This window comes from Dehalogenimonas alkenigignens (assembly GCF_001466665.1).
Taxonomy (GTDB): Bacteria; Chloroflexota; Dehalococcoidia; order Dehalococcoidales; family Dehalococcoidaceae; genus Dehalogenimonas; species Dehalogenimonas alkenigignens.
Genome location: NZ_KQ758903.1, coordinates 1,808,175 through 1,825,156, shown reverse-complemented (window position 1 = coordinate 1,825,156; position 16,982 = coordinate 1,808,175). Strand labels below are relative to the sequence as shown.

12 protein-coding genes are annotated in these 16,982 nt (G+C 56.1%); 5 read left to right on the top strand and 7 right to left on the bottom strand.

Annotated elements, in window-relative coordinates:
• Window positions 1–18 precede the first annotated feature (18 nt).
• The 5 genes from DEALK_RS10170 (at window position 19) to DEALK_RS09385 (ending at window position 6,599) form a co-directional block, all read left to right on the top strand.
• A complete protein-coding gene (locus DEALK_RS10170; RefSeq protein WP_065128759.1) occupies window positions 19–1,017 on the top strand; it encodes a DUF4870 domain-containing protein in 999 nt (332 codons plus the stop codon).
• 326 nt (window positions 1,018–1,343) lie between these two features.
• Window positions 1,344–2,849: a reductive dehalogenase gene (locus DEALK_RS09405; protein WP_058439957.1), complete on the top strand. Its 1,506-nt coding sequence runs from the start codon at window positions 1,344–1,346 to the stop codon at window positions 2,847–2,849.
• Between the two features lie 369 nt (window positions 2,850–3,218).
• Window positions 3,219–3,659 (top strand): hypothetical protein, encoded by a 441-nt coding sequence (locus DEALK_RS10025; RefSeq protein WP_144437107.1) that lies wholly within the window; start codon window positions 3,219–3,221, stop codon window positions 3,657–3,659.
• Between the two features lie 563 nt (window positions 3,660–4,222).
• A complete protein-coding gene (locus DEALK_RS09390) occupies window positions 4,223–5,641 on the top strand; it encodes an acetyl-CoA carboxylase biotin carboxylase subunit (protein WP_058439954.1) in 1,419 nt (472 codons plus the stop codon).
• 73 nt (window positions 5,642–5,714) lie between these two features.
• A complete protein-coding gene (locus DEALK_RS09385) occupies window positions 5,715–6,599 on the top strand; it encodes a PIG-L family deacetylase (protein WP_058439953.1) in 885 nt (294 codons plus the stop codon).
• Here DEALK_RS09385 and glgA read toward each other — a convergent pair.
• From glgA to DEALK_RS09350, 7 genes are all read right to left on the bottom strand, one after another.
• Window positions 6,578–8,035, bottom strand: a complete 1,458-nt coding sequence (glgA, locus tag DEALK_RS09380) for a glycogen synthase GlgA (protein ID WP_058439952.1) — start codon at window positions 8,033–8,035, stop codon at window positions 6,578–6,580. The two genes, DEALK_RS09385 and glgA, sit on opposite strands and share 22 nt — an antisense overlap.
• Before the next feature lie 52 nt (window positions 8,036–8,087).
• Complete coding sequence (locus DEALK_RS09375) at window positions 8,088–9,362, bottom strand: glucose-1-phosphate adenylyltransferase (protein ID WP_058439951.1); 1,275 nt, start codon at window positions 9,360–9,362, stop codon at window positions 8,088–8,090.
• A gap of 131 nt (window positions 9,363–9,493) precedes the next feature.
• The gene (locus tag DEALK_RS09370; RefSeq protein WP_058439950.1) at window positions 9,494–10,729 is read right to left on the bottom strand and encodes a PAS domain-containing sensor histidine kinase; all 1,236 of its coding nucleotides are present in this window, start codon (window positions 10,727–10,729) and stop codon (window positions 9,494–9,496) included.
• On the bottom strand, window positions 10,716–13,511 hold the full coding sequence (locus tag DEALK_RS09365) for an MASE3 domain-containing protein (RefSeq protein ID WP_058439949.1): 2,796 nt from the start codon (window positions 13,509–13,511) through the stop codon (window positions 10,716–10,718). The genes DEALK_RS09370 and DEALK_RS09365 overlap by 14 nt, the downstream gene beginning before the upstream one ends.
• The gene (locus DEALK_RS09360) at window positions 13,508–14,515 is read right to left on the bottom strand and encodes an ornithine cyclodeaminase family protein (RefSeq protein WP_058439948.1); all 1,008 of its coding nucleotides are present in this window, start codon (window positions 14,513–14,515) and stop codon (window positions 13,508–13,510) included. The genes DEALK_RS09365 and DEALK_RS09360 overlap by 4 nt, the downstream gene beginning before the upstream one ends.
• 71 nt (window positions 14,516–14,586) lie before the next feature.
• The gene (locus DEALK_RS09355; RefSeq protein ID WP_058439947.1) at window positions 14,587–15,555 is read right to left on the bottom strand and encodes an ATP-dependent 6-phosphofructokinase; all 969 of its coding nucleotides are present in this window, start codon (window positions 15,553–15,555) and stop codon (window positions 14,587–14,589) included.
• Between the two features lie 57 nt (window positions 15,556–15,612).
• Complete coding sequence (locus tag DEALK_RS09350) at window positions 15,613–16,968, bottom strand: BaiN/RdsA family NAD(P)/FAD-dependent oxidoreductase (protein WP_058439946.1); 1,356 nt, start codon at window positions 16,966–16,968, stop codon at window positions 15,613–15,615.
• Window positions 16,969–16,982: the final 14 nt, after the last annotated feature.

Sequence of the window (16,982 nt, the reverse complement as noted above, 5' to 3'; positions counted from 1 at the left end):
TAAGAGGAGCGCGCTCTGATGGACATTACGCCGGAACAACGGAAAGCAATCTACGAAGCAGAAAAATCTAGAATCGAACAGGAGGCCGGGTCGAACGGCGGCCAGGCGAGTTCCTCCCAAAATACCAGCACCGGGCTTGCCCCAAATGTCGCGGCTCTCCTGTGCTACCTTGGCGTGTGGGTGACCGGTATAATCTTCCTTATCCTTGAACAAAAAAGTGTTAAGGTCCGGTTCCACGCCACCCAGTCAATTCTGATCTTTGCCCCGCTTGCCATAATGGGGTGGATCTTAGGTTGGATCCCGAATTCGGGGGGAGTTTTATCCGCCGCGGTTTCTATCGTGGCTTTGGTGCTGTGGATAACGCTCATGGTCAAAGCATACAGAGATGAAGAATTCGAGGTTCCCTTCGTAAGCAGCCTGTCAAGGCAACTTATCAAAGCGCCGGTTGCCTACCCTTCAGCGGATAAGACTCAAGCGGCGGACAACATCAGCGCCCCGTCGGGTGAGGTTCCCGCCAGGAGGTATGTTCCTGGCAGCAGGACCGGCCGCCTGGTAGGCTCAAGCTTGTCTATCGGTTGGAGCGCCGTGCTTCTGGTGCTTTTTAATTACTACAGCGAATACATCGCAACCTACCAGGGTCAAACTGCAGATGGGGTTACCAACTGGGTCAGGGATCCCATTTTAAGCCAGGATCTTCACCTGTGGCTGCCCGTACTCAATACCGCGTTGTTCGCCGCCATACTCGGAAATATCATCACCATCGTATGGGATAAATACCTGCTCCGGGAGCCGATCAAGATTCTCATAGATGTTTTCGCCCTCGTTGCTATTGTCAGCTTGATCAATATATTCCCGTTTGATTTCAGTGCCTTCTCCGATACCGTTGCCCTCGAGGCGACGGAAATCGCAGTAAAGGTATTTTTGATCCTGGTGGCAGTCGGCATTGGAGTGGGAATTCTGGTCAGGTTCATTAGGTTAATCGCAAACATCGCCAGAGGAATCACCAGCTACCGATAGGATTATTTGAGTCGTTGTGGTTATTTATACTTAAGAGCTGCCGACAGATCAGAGTGTTGAATAGTTCCACGACCCCCGCGTTTCAGGCATAGTGCGACCATATGACTAAAAAATACGCATAAAGTCCAATGGTGACTAGTTCTTAAGTACGATGACAATTTGTTATATCGGAGTAAGATGTATTTAACTTAGGTTAATCGTTGAAGGCCTGCCACCTCCGACGGAAGGAGTAGTAATGGGCAATGTGTTTAGGGCATCAAGCCGAAACCAGACTTGATGCCCTAAGTGTTTCAGGACTAACCGCAGTTCTTTTAAAGGAGGTTGAAATGTCCAGGTTCCATTCTCCAATTTCACGGCGTGATTTCATGAAGGCTCTGGGATTCACCGGTGCCGGCTTGGGAGGCGTTGCTGCCCTAACCTCTCCAGCATTTCATGATCTTGACGAACTCATGTCGTCCAATGGCAACTATTACGGGTATGAGGTGGGTGATGGCTATATTCCTAATCTACCATGGTACGTGAAGCATAAAGAATATTATGAGCCCACTGTACCAATAGATTGGGATCATAAATGGCGAGTCGACGGTCGGCACGCCAGGGATTATAACGTTAAAGAGAGTAAATGGTTTTTCGATGCTTATAGTCTTGAGCAAGCCAAGAAATATGTCGAATGGCAGCAAGGCTACGACCCCAAGTACAACTGGAAAGACCCCCGGCGCCAAGCGCTTGATTCGGCTTCACAGGCAATAAACTCTTTCGTACCAAAACTGACTTTTCTAGGGCAGACTCCTACAAAAACGCCTGAAAAAACAGGGTACCCTAAATGGACAGGGACTCCTAAAGAGAATATGAATCTGTTGCGAGGCATCGCGAGATTCTTTGGGTGTGATGACATCGGCGTGATCGAAGACGGTCCTCAATTGGAACGTTTGACCACGACATACGATATGGAAAGCGCCAAGATTGATCGGGAAAACGTAGAGGCACCTTACGTCGAAACGAACACCAAAGGCACAGTCACTCGTAAGGTAATCCCCACGAGTTTCAAATGGTCGTTCGTCTGGACCTTCAGACAAAACATCGATATGACCCGGGTTCAACAGGGCGGCATTATGAAAGCCTGGCCGGATTATAATCCACTTGGTGCTGGTGAGAATGCTGCTGTTTGGTATTGTTACTCCCGGATGAGCATCATCGAGATCCGACTCATGCAATTCATCAGGGCCCTGGGGTATGATTGCGTTGCAGGGGGTATGAGCGCCATTACATCCGGAACGGCTTTGGCTACTGTAAATGGTCTCTTGGAACATGCCCGCATGGGCCAGGTCGCCCTTCATCCGAAGTATGGGGCTACAGTACGAAGTACCTACAAAATGTGGACAAACATGCCACTTGTGCCCACGCGGCCTATTGATGCCGGTATCTATGAATTCTGCAAGACTTGTGAAATTTGCGCCGAGGCCTGCCCGGGGCAGGTTATTCAGCGCAATGATCCAACCTGGACTACTGGGCGCAACCCGGAGGATGGCAACGATAACGGCACCTTCGGGGAACCACTGCCATATCAGGCGCAAGGATTTCTTGGCTGGCGCACCGACATCGGGAAATGCCCGCATTGTCCGATGTGCCAGGGTACATGCCCGTTCAACGAGATGCCGGAGGCTTCCTGGCTGCATACCCTGGTTAAAGCCACAGCGGCAAACACGACTGTGTTCAACAAATTCTTCGCGGACATGGATCGAACCTTCAAATATGGCCATAAGCTCGAAGCGGATTACTTTGACGAGCGTTTCGGCAAGATGCCCACCTACGGCATTGACACTATGCGGTAAAAAACTGGAGGTACAGAAAAAATGTGGCTTGGATTGTTACTCGGCATAGTATTCGGCGTTGGCGCTATGTGGGTTATCAGGAAAGGCATCATTGTTAAATGGTTTGAGTGGGTTCTCGCCGCTCTGGCCTTTCTTTCTCTGTATGGGGGAATCACTCACTACGTCGGTTCCCTCCATGAATTCGAACCGACCGCAGGTTTGTATGGTTTGTATATTTTCGGCGGTATAGCGCTGCTCCTTTTTGGTTTCACTGCCCAACTGGTATGGCGGAGGAACCGGAAAGTCAGTTCGGCCTCTTAATCGGTACGAAAAAAAGGATCGAACAGCAGCGATGTGTTGAACATCGCTGCTGTTCTCTAAGTCTCGACTATGCTAAGAAAATGGATGGTGGTTATCTGTATTAGTCTTCCTATGACGATTGGCGGCTGCGGAGAAGATGCTCAGTTGTTGCCGCCTCCATATGAAACTTTCTGTCCGGATGCCGGTATCGATGTCGATCTCCTGGTAATCAACAAAGCTCCCTATGAGACCGGACATATTCCGCTCTCCGATCAAGCTTTTCCATCTGGTCAAATACCAATATATTGTACTTTTTGGCTGACGGGCGATCTGTGTTGCACCAAAGTAACGGTGGAATGTGTCAATCAAGGAACGACTGTCTATCGCTGGGTCGAGGATGGCAACAACATCCGGACTCCCCAGACGGTGGTTATGATGCCTGCGAATGGCTGGCTCCCTGGCACATTTGAACTTGTTTTGTTCATCGATTTACGAAGAGTCGTAGAATCAACCTTCACTGTCATAGAGTGACCCTCTTGTTGGGTGATTCCTCTACCAGTATAAACGCAAATAGCTCCACTCGATGGCCGTTAATTTTCTTCCCCAAGCGTCCGCGTCTGTCGTAAATATATTCTTAAGATGACCCCAAAAACGACACCAGACGCTTGACATCATAAAGAACACAGGTGCTATAATACCGCCATGACCTGCAACAGCACATATGTACTGTTACCCGTCCCCTCTTGTCGTCGGCCTCCGCTGGCAGGCCGAGTCGGCTCGCGCAACCTTTCCGCCCGCCTTTCTCTATCTTTAATTAAGGCTGATGCTTTCCCGCCTGCTTCGGCCACGGCTTCGCGCGGCTTTGGCGCCGAGATGAAAACCGCCTTTGTTCCCAATTCCGACGACTATCGTTTCCCGCGTTCCGCCCATCGTGGAATTTCCAGTTCGTTTCCGGAAAACCTGGCTATTGCGCGCCTAAACAAAAACAAATCGGTTATAGACCGCTCGGCGCTCATTCCCAGGTTCGGCCCCCACGACGTATCCGCGCCTTTTATGATATATTATCGGCTGAACATCCATTCAAGGAGACTTCCATGATCAGCAAAGTCCTCGTGGCCAATAGAGGCGAAATTGCCGTCCGCGTCATGCGCGCCTGCCGCGAATTGGGAATAAACACCGTAGCCGTCTACTCCGAGGCGGACAAAGACGCCTTTCATGCCAGGTACGCTGACGAAGCCTATCTCCTGGGACCGGCCCCGGCCACGCTGTCCTATCTCAACATGGATAAAATCATCGAAATCGCCAAAGCCTGCAAGGCCGAGGCCATCCATCCCGGCTACGGCTTCCTGTCGGAGAACGCCGCCTTCGCCCGCGCCTGCGAACAGGCCAAGATAATCTTCATCGGCCCGCCGGCCAGGGTGCTGGAAGTCACCGGCAACAAGATCGCCGCCCGAGAAGAAGCGGTCAAAGCCGGGGTGCCGGTGGTGCCCGGCACCGGCGAATGCCCGGCGGACTTCTGCCAGCTTCAGGATGACCTGGGTGAGATCGGCTACCCGATGATCGTCAAACCGGCCGGCGGCGGCGGCGGCATCGGCATGGTCATCGCCAGGTCAGACTCCGATTTGCAGCGCGCCCTGACCCTTTCGCCCCAGATGGCTAAGAAGAGTTTCGGCATCGCCAGCGTCTACATCGAAAAATACATCGAACACCCGCGCCATATTGAGTTCCAGATCCTGGCCGATTCCCAGGGCAACGTCATTCACCTCGGCGAGCGGGAGTGCTCCATCCAGCGTTTCCATTCCAAGGTTATCGAGGAATCGCCCTCGCCGGCGCTTAACCCTGAACTCAGGGCGGAGATGGGCGGCGCGGCGGTGCGCCTTGCCCGGGCCATAAAGTATGTCGGCGCCGGCACGGTGGAGTTCATCTTTTCAGAGGGCCGCTACTATTTTCTGGAGGTAAATGCCCGTATCCAGGTGGAGCACCCGGTGACGGAGATGGTCACCGGCGTTGACCTGGTCAAGGAGCAGATCAATGTTGCCGCCGGCCTGTCGCTTTCCCTCAGGCAGGAAGACGTTAAAACCCGCGGCTGGGCCATCGAGTGCCGCATCAACGCCGAGGACCCCATCCGCAACTTTATGCCGTCGCCCGGTACCATCACCGGCTACCGCTCGCCCGGCGGCATCGGCATCAGGGTCGATTCGGGGATTTATACCGGGTACACTATTCCGGACTGCTACCACCCGATGATTTCCAAGCTGGTAGCCTGGGGTAAGGACCGCAACGACGCCATCATGCGCATGCGCCGGGCGCTTTATGAGTATGTAATCCTGGGCGTGAGCACCAATTTGGTGCTCCACAAAGCCATCATGGAAAACCCGCGCTTCGTCTCCGGTGATCTGGACACAGATTTCATCACCCGCGAAGTTGGACTGCTGGCCGACATGCAGCGCATCAAAGAGCGGGACAAGGCTATCACCGAGCGGCTGTCGACGATCTTCGTCCGCCCCAAGTAGGCTGTGGCGTGTGCCTGTCCCGCCGATTAAGTTTAGGCTGAATCAGGATAAGATAGGTTTAGAGGTGCTGTCGATGCCTGGTGATGGAGTTCTGCTCTTTATCGGCGCCCACCCGGACGACGAAAGCTTCGGGCCGGGAGCGACGCTGGCCCATTACGCGCTGATGGGCGTCAAAGTCTATTACGCCTGCGCAACTCGAGGCGAGGCCGGCACTATAGATCCGCAGTTCTTCATGTCGGGACTGGCCGACTCCGGGGACGTACGCTGGGCGGAGCTTCAATGTGCCGGTAGGGTTCTTGGCCTTTCGGCAATCTTCCACCTGGGCTACCGGGACTCCGGGATGGCGGGCAGCGCCGACAACCGGCACCCGCAGGCGCTGGTCAACGCTCCGGTCGAACAGGTTGCCGGTCGCATCGTCAGAATCATCCGGGAGATTAAACCCCAGGTAATCCTTACCCACGATCCCTGCGGCGACTATGGTCATCCGGACCATGTGGCGGTGAATCGCGCCGCCGTTGAAGCTTTCCGGGCAGCCGGTGACGGCGGCCGTTATCCCGAGGCGGGGGCGCCGTTTCAACCGTCGAAGCTCTACTACAGCGTCTTCCCGCGGCGATTGTTGAAGCTGGCGGTCAGGCTCCTGCCGCTTCTTGGCCAAAACCCTAAAAAATTCGGCCGGAATAAAGATATCGACCTGACCAGACTCACCGGTGAGTGCCTGCCAGTACATGCTAGGGTCAAATTGAGCCGGGCAGAACTGAAGGCTCGCGGAGATGCATCAGCCTGTCACTGCAGCCAGCTCTACGGCGGCGGTGGTCCGCCCCGCGCCGGCCTCCTGGGTCTGATCGAGAAGCTCATCGGGCGGCGGGATTCTTTCAGCCGCGCTTTCCCGCCGGCGGTGACAGGAACTGTGGAGCGGGATCTGTTTGAAGGGCTGGATCAGGACAGCAAAGCACGATAAATCTGAAGGTATTGCTGCATCGACCGGGACCACGAATGGTCGGCAAGCATGCCTCGGCGCATCAGCGATTGCCAGGACGGTCGCTCCTCGAACCAGGTACGCGCCTGGTTGACCGCTTCCCAAAGGGCGGTCCCGGAATATTCGTCGAATAAAAAGCCGTCGCCCCGGTCGCCTTCAGCCGGTTTCACGGTGTCGGCCAGGCCACCGGTGCGCCGCACAATCGGAACGGTGCCGTACTTAAGGGCATACAGCTGCGTTAAGCCGCACGGCTCGCGCTGTGACGGCATCAACAGCATGTCGGCGCCGGCAATCGTCCGATGGGCCAGACCGTCATCGAAACCGATAATCGTTCCGGCTTTGCCGGGATACACCGAAGGCAGGGCGCGGAAAAAATCCTCCAGGTCTCGAACGCCGTTGCCCAGGAGGATGAATTGGGCGCCGGAACCGATGAGCTTCTTTAGTATTTCTCTAATTAGTTCCATGCCCTTGCCGTCGGCCAACCGGGAGACTACTGCCGCCACCGGCGCCGCCGGGTCTTCTTCGAGGCCGTAAAACTGCTGAATGGCTTTTTTACAGGCTGCCTTGCCGCTTAGATCGGCCGCGGAATAATGTTGGACTAAATACAGGTCGTTTTCCGGGTTCCAGAGGTTATAATCTACTCCGTTCACGATGCCTGAGAAGCTGGCGGCGCGCGTCCGCAGTACGCCCTCAAGCCCGAAACCGCAGCCTTCGGAAGTCACCTCCCGGGCGTAGGTCGGGCTGACGGTTACCAGGCGGTCAGCGCACACTAGCCCCGATTTTAAAAAATTTACCCCGCCGTAAAACTCGAATGCCGGGTAAAAGGCGGCCGGATCGAGACCGAGGGATGGCCAGCGGTCGCGGGCGAAATGCCCCTGATAGGCAAGGTTATGGATGGTTAGCAGAGTCCTCGCGGCGTTGAGGCCGGGGTAGCGTTCAGGTTGAAGTTTCAGGATAGCGGCCGCCGGCGCCGCGTGCCAGTCATTCAGGTGGATAATCCGGCTTCCGGTTAATCCGGCAACTTCCAGCACAGCCCTGGAGAAAAGCGCAAAACGCCGGTCGTTGTCCGTGTAATCGATACCGGACTCCCCATAAAGTCCGGCGCGGTCAAAAAATTCGTCGCAGCGGATGAAATAGATATTTTGTGAAGGCCCGATCGGATAACGGTAGATACCGGCAGGTACTGCCTGCCCGGCGGTTCTGAATCCGATGTCGGCGACGTATTGCGCATCATTTATGGCCGTTTTGATAATGCTCCGATAAGCCGGCATCACCAGGTTCACCCGGCAGCCGTTTGCTGCCAGCGATGCCGACAGGGCAGCGACAGCGTCGGCCAGTCCCCCGGTTTTAGCAAACGGCGCGATTTCAGCTGCGGCTATGGTGATCTTAGGCTGGTTGATGCCTGTATCGGCAATCATCGTTCACTCTCGCCGTTCAGTGGAAACTCTACTAAATAGCCGCCGCCGCGTTTCAGAAAGACATCTGGCGAGCCGCAGCCCCGGGCTCAATCACTGTGCCGGGCGGCAGCGTCGTGCCCTTGGGTATAACGACGATGCCGTCGCGGACCACCCAACTCCCATGGTCCTGGGACTCATGGCGGGGGAACGGTTTGATTATCGTGCCCGGTCCGATGCATACATTTTTATCGACTATGGCGCCCTGGATATAGCAATTTTCGCCGACTCCCGGAGGCAGGCGGCAGCTGGGCGGGTCGTATGAATCAGCTCCCATGATAATGGAGTCGGTGATGATGCTGCCCTGACGGATCTGGCTACGAAGCCCGACGACCGAATGGCTGATGCTGGAACTTCTAATGAGGCAGCCTTCCGCCAGGAGAACATCCTGCAGCGAACTATCCTCCACGATGGAACCGGGTAGAAACCTGGCATGGGTGTAGATAGGACCTTCCGGATCATAAAAATTGAACGGGGCATTTTGATGTGTCAGCTCAAGATTGGTTTCATAAAAGGAACGTATGGTACCGATATCCCGCCAGTAGCCGGAAAACTCGTAACTATAAACCGGCAAATTATTCACGGCGTAGGGAATGACGTCCTTGCCGAAATCGTCAAAGTCCGGCTTGCCGGTCAGGATGTCGACCAGAGTCTCAGTTTTAAACACATATATACCCATTGAGCCCAGGTAGCACAACCCCCGTTCCGGGTAACTGACCATTGCCGCCTGGGAGGCGGCATCTTTTGGCTTTTCGGCGAAGGACACAATTTTCCCGTCGTCGCGGCACTTGAGCACCCCGAAACGGTCGACCTCTTCACCGCCGACCGGTATGACGCCGACGGTGATATCGGCGTTTTTTGCCCAGTGATGCTCGATCATCTTGGAATAATCCATGCGATACAAGTGGTCTCCAGCCAATATCAGAACGTCAGAAGGGCAGGCGGACTGGATTTGTACCAATTGCTTACGCAGGGCGTCAGCCGTACCCTGGTACCAGTCATTATTCTGGGCGGTCTGCTCCGCGGCCAAAATCTCGACATAGCCGGTGCCGAACGAATCGAAGCGGTAAGTCCTGCTGATATGGCGATTGAGCGATGCCGAATTAAACTGGGTGAGGACGCTGATACGGAAAATCCCGGAGTTGATGCAGTTGCTTATCGGGATATCAATCAGCCGGTATTTTCCGGCGATTGGGATAGCCGGTTTGGCGCGGACTCCGGTTAACGGGTACAGCCGGGTGCCCCGGCCGCCGCCCATGATGATAGCCACAAGGTCTTTGAGTGCCGGCATCGTTCATCCCTCAACTGCGGTGAATACCGGAACCGGGGAAGGTCTGGCTGACATCATTGTATATTCTTTAGGATGGATTCACAATACAGCCGCTCCTGTCCAGTCGGACTGTCCCGTCAGGTATCTGCGGGCTAGTTCTGCAGGGCAGGTTCTTCAGGCAAGGGTACGCTGACGATTATGGTGGTGCCTTTACCGGGGGAGGACTCGATTCGGCCTTCGCCGCCCAGCAGTGCCGCCCGTTCCCGAATCGCAGACAAGCCTGTCGAGCTTGAAGCCTTTATTGCCCCGGTATCAAAACCGCGGCCGCGGTCGCTTATAGCTAAATGTAGCGTTCGGCCGTCCACACCGAGAACCACTGCCGCCTCCGTTACACCTGAATGTCGCATGACGTTGGTCAAGGCTTCCTGAGTGATGCGGTAGACCGCGGTGTTGATATCGGAGTTAAGCGTTGGCAGCGGGGAATGTTCAAACCGGACATGAAGTCCAGCCTGGGTGCTCAATTGTTTGAACAGCCAGTCCATGGCAGACACCAGTCCCAGATCGTCAAGGACTCCAGGCCGGAGGGAAACCGACAGGCTGCGGACCTGTTTTATGATGTCTGCGGTCATGGTGGCTATGTCTCGCAGCAGCGGTTTCAAATCTTCGGTAGCCAACCGGTCCGCCCTGCCGATCATCAGTTTGAGAACGGTCAGGCTTTGACCGGTCTGGTCGTGGAGTTCCCGGGCGATGGCCCGTCTTTCCTCTTCCTGGATGCGCAGCAATCTGGCTGATAGCGACCTCAGGGAGTTCTCGGCTTCAGCTCGCATCCTCAGCTGTTCGAGGAGTTTGGCGTGAGCCTCGGTTAATTCCTGAGTACGAATCCGCACCCTGTCCTCAAGTTCTGCATTTAGCTGCTGCAAGGCTCGTTCGGCCTGTTTGCGCTCGGTAATGTCACGACCGTAAAGATTGACATATCGGTATTCGGCGACTGGGGTCACTGAAAAGGTGAAAACACGGTCCCCGCATTGAGCCTCAAGGTTTTGGTCCAAACCGGAATTCAAAGATTCGCTGACTGGAGTACATAAATCCTCAGGTAAACGGCGCTGGACGCCGGTTTCCCAGCAGTTCAGGACGTAGCGGCTGGCTGGGTTGGCATACAGGATTATACCTTCCGGATCAATCCTCATGACGGGGTTCGGGTTTTCGGCCGGGAAGCGGGACAGGATTTCCAGTCTGCGTTCGATCTGCCTTCGTTCAGTGATGTCTCGAAATACTCCGACGTGAGCTATCGTCTTGCCGTTCACATCTCGCACCGGCCCGGTGGACGTCAGAACCGTCAAATGCTCTCCGTCAGGCTTGATGATTTCTACTTCTTCATTGAGAATCACTTCTTCTGAAGCTTACTGTGCGGTTCATCGGCCAATCTGTCGCGTTGAACTGAGTGCCGTCCTTGCGGTAGCAGCAGCTGGTATCGAATTCAGCGATATTTTGCGGCAATTGCCCGAATATCCGGCGGACTTCCTCGTTGCCCATGACTAACTCGCCGGCGGTATTTCGGATGACCACCCCGGAAGGGAACTGTTCCAGGGTGGTCTCGAGCAGCAAGCGCTGGTTTTCCACCTGGCGCAGCAGGTTTTCCCGCTCTGTTTCCACCGTCTTGCGGTCGTGGATGTTTTTAATGATATGTACCGACCCGCTGCATTCACCTTCCGAATTAAAAGTCGGCAACGTCGTGGCTTCGACATAAACACCCAGTTTGGGTTCAAAGAACTCTTCTCGGGCAGAACCGGCGCAGCTCATCGTCCGGGAGTGCGGGCAGAAGCCGGGAGCCATCCCCAGGCCGTGAACAACGTCATGGCAGTGTTTGCCGACGGCCTCCCTTGCCGGGATGTGGAACGTGCTTTCAAAGGCGCGGTTGGTCCTGATGATCCGGTGGCGGTTGTCCAGCAGCATGATGACATCGGTGATCGAATCGAAGGTGGCTTGCCACTCCATGGCGGCGCGGGTAAGGTTCGCTTCCAGTTCTTTTCGGTCGGTGATGTCGTGGGTGATGCCGAATCCGCCGATCACCGAACCATCCGCATCGAATTCAAGATATGCTTTTTCGCGCACCCATTTTTCACGGCCGCCGACAAGCAATCGGTGTTCAATGTCATACGGCTCGCCGCGCAGACCAGCCTGCCATTTGGCATCCACATACTGCCGGTCTTCAGGGTGTATTGTGGAAAGGAAGGTCTCGTAAGTGAGCGGCGTGCCGGCCGGAATGCCGAAGATCCGGTAGTTCTCCCCGGACCACTCCAGGATGTTGCGTCGGACATCCATTCGCCAGCTCCCCACGTGAGCCACGTCCTGGGCTCTGTCAAGGTCAGTTTTAGTTTCCGCCAGCCTTTGGATCGCCTGCTGCTGGTCGGCAATCGCCTTGGCCAGTTTCAGGTTGTTGTAGCCCATTTCGGAAATCATGTTGGCGAACCTGGTGAAGAAGTCCATCAGGTCGGCGACTTTGCGGCGGCTGTGACGGGGGGCTTTTGCCAACGCGGCAAGGTATTCCTTTTTATCGAAACCAAACTCATCAGCCTGGCGGGAGAAGAGCGCGACATCAGGTTTTTCATCGTCGAAAAAGAATTGCCCGGTGAAGACATTGGCGATATGCCGATCGGCGATGTACAGCGGGGTGACGATGTCCCACATATTGTTTTTACATTTGTAGGTTTTAAATTCACCCCGACTGACCCCGGCGGTCAGTGCCAGGTCGCTTTCGATGCAGTTAGCGCAGGCTTGCGGACTGCGGCGGTGAAAGTCGGTGCAGATCTGCTGCCAGCCGGTCCCCACCAGCACTTTCCCTTTTAAGTCGATGATTGAAAATCCAATTCCGGTGACGGCGTAAAGATCGTCCATCATTTGCTGGATATGCGGCAAGTCAAAGACGGCGGTGAGTTCATTTTCGCCGAGTTCGACCTCCGGGGAGAGAATGTAGTCTAGTTTGAGCTTTAATTTGGCTTCGCTCTCCATTAAAGCTTTTTCGGCGACTTTCCGTTCAGAGATATCCCTGGCCACGGAAAGGAACATCGACTTGCCGTCAACCTGGATTTGCCTCGCGTTCAGTTCCACAGGTATGCGCCGCCCGTCTTTAGCGACATGGAGCCGCTCGAACACGGCAAACCCCTTGTCCTTGATCTGTTGAATGACGGCCTCTCTATCGGTGGGTACCGCCGGATCGTCAATATCGCCGAGACCCATGGTGAGGAGTTCAGCCCTGGAATAACCCAGTACCTCGCAGGCGCGGTCGTTGACTTCGACGAAGTTATCGCGTTCATCGATGAAAAAGACGGCGTCGCTGCCGGAATTGAACAAGAGCCGGTATTTTTCTTCGTTTTTCCGCAACTGGCGGAACAACAAGTCGAACGGTTTTCGTAACCCTGTCTCGATAAGCGCTTTATAGATAAAATAGATTGATGTAATAAGCAGTAAATGCCCCGCCGTGTTCAGGAGGCCGTAAGCGTCGGTATAAAGGGTGAATGCCATCTCGGAAGCGATGTTAGCCAAAAGCGCCCCGGTCAAATAGCCGAACACTGTCCGGTCCAGTCCCCCGCGGTTCCGGCGCAAGTTGGCGATAGCCAGCAGCAGGATAAAAGTGATGAAGAACTCGCCGGCGATTTTGAAGTTTGTCAACCCGGCGTCCGGGTCGAACATCTGCGGGAAGTTGCGCCAGACCAGGATTGAAGTGATTGCCAGGATGGTCAGGACGCCAAAACCCAGGAATGCAGCGTTGGCGTTCAGCCGCCGAAGAATGAATGCCGGGGCCGCCAGCAAGACTATAGCTTGGATGAACCTTGTGGCGATCCAGAATTGCGCCGCCAGATTGACGGGCTCGTAGCCGACAAACACTCCCATCCCGCGGTAAGAGAGGGTATGCATAAGTCCGAGGACGCCGACGAACAGAAACCCGATGCCGATGAAAAGCAGGAAACCGTTGTCCAGGAGCCGCCTGGCGTTCCAGGCGATGATGAATATACTGAACGCCACCACCACGCCGATTAGTTCAACGATGCTGTGAAAGAGCAAAAAGTCGGAACGTGAAAGGAGGAACAGGCTAGAGAATGCCAGCGCCCAGGCCAGAGCTAATCTGGCCGGGAAACCGCTCGACTGCCGGTTGTCAATAACGGTACTCATTGACTGTGGGGGCCTTTTGTCGGAGACGACACCGGTTCGCTTATCTTTTCGATGAAATCAAAACGGAAGCCGATACCGCGTTCCAAAGCCCGATTGAAGACGATCTTGGCTGTCGCCACGTCCTGTACGGCCAGTCCGGTGGAATCGAATACCGTGATTTCGGTGTTGTTGGAGCGGCCGGATTTTTGCCCGGAGGTCAGTTCGCCCAGGGTGGCATAGATGCGGTCACGGTTGAAGAGGCCAGATTTGACCGGCATATTGAGTTCGCCGGCGTGGATGGACTGCTCGATATCGTCAACCACCACGCAAGCCTCGTCCAGTATCGCCGGGTCGAGTTCCTGTTTTCCTGGCGCGTCGGCGCCGACGGCGTTGATGTGAGCGCCCGGTTTTATCCAGTCTCGCATAATTATCGGGGAGCGTACCGGGGTCAGGGTGCAAACAATGTCGGCGCCCGCCGTTTTTTCCAGGCTGGCTGCGGTAATCGGGAATCCCGGGAAAAGCGCTTTAAAGTGCGCCGCGGCTTCGGCGGATGAATCGTAGACCATGATTTCTTCGAACTGGAAATACTCGGCATGGGCCAGCAGTTGCGTTTGAGCCTGTTTGCCAGCGCCGACCAGTCCCAGCGTCCGGGCATCCTTTCGGGCCAGGTATTTGCTGGCGATGGCGGCAGCGGCGCCGGTGCGGTAGGCGGTGATTTCAGTGGCATCCATGATCGACAGGGGATAACCGGTTTCCGGGTCTGAGTAGATGATAACCGCCATCACCGTCGGCAGGTTCCGCCGGTAATTACCGGGGTGGACGTTGACCCATTTCAAGCCGGCGGCTCCGGGGATCTGGGCCGGCATTGCCCGGAAATCACCCTCGGGCAGAGTGAGATAGGCTTTGGAGGGCATGGAAGCCATGTTGCGCGCGTAATCGCTGAAAGCTTGTTCGACTGCATTGAGCACGTCTGGCATACTCATCAATCCCAGGGTATCCGCCCGGGTCAGCAAAAGTGTTGACATCGTTCACACTGTAAGATTATCAAAATAGATTGTCAATCAGAGCCTCCGTTACCGCACGGCGCGGCCGCCGGTCAGATGGCAAGCTTTTCCGCCGCGGCCAGGATCTTCAGGTCAAGTGTTTTTTTATGGTTTTTCACCTCGGCAAGCGGAATGGTCTTGATCTCGCCGCAGGCCAGCCCGAGGAGGATGCCTGATTTGCCTTCAGTCAACTGATCAACGGCCGCCATTCCCAGCCGCGTCGCCAGCAACCGATCGAACGCGGTCGGGGCGCCTCCCCGCTGCACGTGGCCGAGGATAGTCGCCCGAAGCGAAAAGCCAAGTTCCGGCTTTCCCCTGAAGTGAGCCAAAATTCTTTCGGCGTTCCAATCTGCCCCTTCGGCGGCTACAATCAGGCAGTGAGATTTGCCTGAATCGTAGGTCTTTTTGATCACGGCGCCGATTTTGTCAGGTGTCGTCTCAACCTCCGGGATGATGATGTGTTCCGCCCCTCCGGCGATGCCCGACATGAGCGCCAGGTACCCGTGATCCCTGCCCATTGTTTCAACGATATGAGCCCGCTGGTGTGAAGAAGCCGTGACCTTCAGCCGGTCGATAGCCTCCAGGGCGATGTTCAGCGCGGTGTCCACTCCGATGCTCTGGTCGGTGCCGTAGAGATCGTTGTCGATAGTCGAAGCGATACCGACGGTGGGGAAGCCCATCTCGTTGAGCAGATAGGCCCCGGTCTGCGAACCGTTGCCGCCAATAACCACCAGTGCGTCTATTTTCCGACCCGTCAGGTTCTTGACAGCTCGCTCCCGGCCCGGCTCGGTCTCGAACTCTTCGGAGCGGCTGGATCCCAGTACCGTACCGCCGGCCTGGATAATGCCGGAGACATCCCGCGGTCCCATCTGGCGAAAAAGACCGGCAATGAGGCCGTTATAACCATGATTAACGCCGTAGACCTCGAACCCGGCGGCGATCCCGCAGCGCACAACGGCTCGGATAGCCGCGTTCATGCCGGGGGCGTCGCCCCCGCTGGTTAAGACAGCAATTCTTTTCATCTTCCACCTCGTCAGATAGCGGCGGCGCCATTATAACGTAAACTTGAAGGAGCGGTCTCAGGCATGGTCAACGCTCGCCGTTTTAGCCGCGGCCTCACCCGCTACCCAACCGGTAGAAAAGGCCGCTTGAAGGTTAAAGCCGCCGGTGTCCGCATCCAAATCCAGCACTTCTCCAGCCAGGTAGAGGCCGGGAACGAGCTTGGAGGCCATTGTTTTGGGGTCAATCTCAGCGAGTTCGACGCCTCCGGCGGTGACCATGGCCGCGCCGAGCGGCAGCGTGCTCCGCACCTCAAAAGCCAGGCCTTTGAGTAGTTTGACCAGATCGCGGCGATCCCCGGCGGTGAAATTAGCCGCCGTCCGACCCAGGGGGATTCCCGAAATACCCGCCACGACCTCCACCATTTTCTCCGGCAGCAGTTCCCGGAGAATGGCCGGCAGCTGCCGCCTTGGGTAGGCGGCGAATTCACGCTGCAGCCGGGCGTCGAGTTCCTTTTTGGATAGCGCTGGTTTGAGATCGATATGCACCGAGACCGGGCCGGCATCCAGCGCTCTGGCCACCGCCTGGCTCATGAGCAGGGTGATCGGGCCGCCGATGCCGAAATGGGTGAACAGCATCTCGCCGAAGCGGCTTTCGATCACTTTCGGCGGCGGCTTCTCCCAGCCGGTGCCCCGGCCGTAATCGTGCTCGATGGTAATGTCCGGGATTGAAGCCTTCTCACAGGCAAACGCGGTCAGCCGGATATTTTTAAGAGCGACGCCCTGGCAAGCGACGGCGAAGCCGATTTCTTTAATAACCAGGGGCACCAGTGCCGGGTAGAGCGGATTTATCCGGTGGCCGGCCTTTTCGGCCAGGCTGAAGCCGTCGCCGGCTGAACCGGTGGCCGGGTAAGAGGCGCCGCCCGCGGCCAGGATGACAGCCTCGGCCGGAATGAACTCGCCGCTCTCCAGCTTCACGCCCCTGATGCCGCGGCTGTCGCGGTCGATGGACCTCACCCGGCTGTTTGGCCTGATTTCGGCGCCGTGTTCACGGGCGTGGGAGACCAGGGCGTTAACCACGTCGGCGGCATTGTGCGAGACGGGGAAGACCCGGCCGCCGCGTTCGCTTTCAGTTTCTACACCGCGGCGGCGGAAGAAATCGAGCAGCTGGTCGCGGAAGAAGCGGTGGAAAGCGCCGTAAAGAAACCGGCCGTTGGGGCCGAAAGCCGCTAAAAACTCTTTCAGCGGCGCCGTGTTGGTGATATTGCAGCGGCCTTTGCCGGTGATGAGCAGTTTCTTGCCCGGCGCCTCCATCCGCTCCAGGAGGATGACCTGGGCGCCGAGTTCAGCGGCGCGGCCGGCAGCCAGGAGTCCAGCGGCGCCTCCGCCAATAACGAGAACTCTTTTTGCTCCAGTTAATTTAGGAAGAGTATTCACCGCCCCATTGTAAA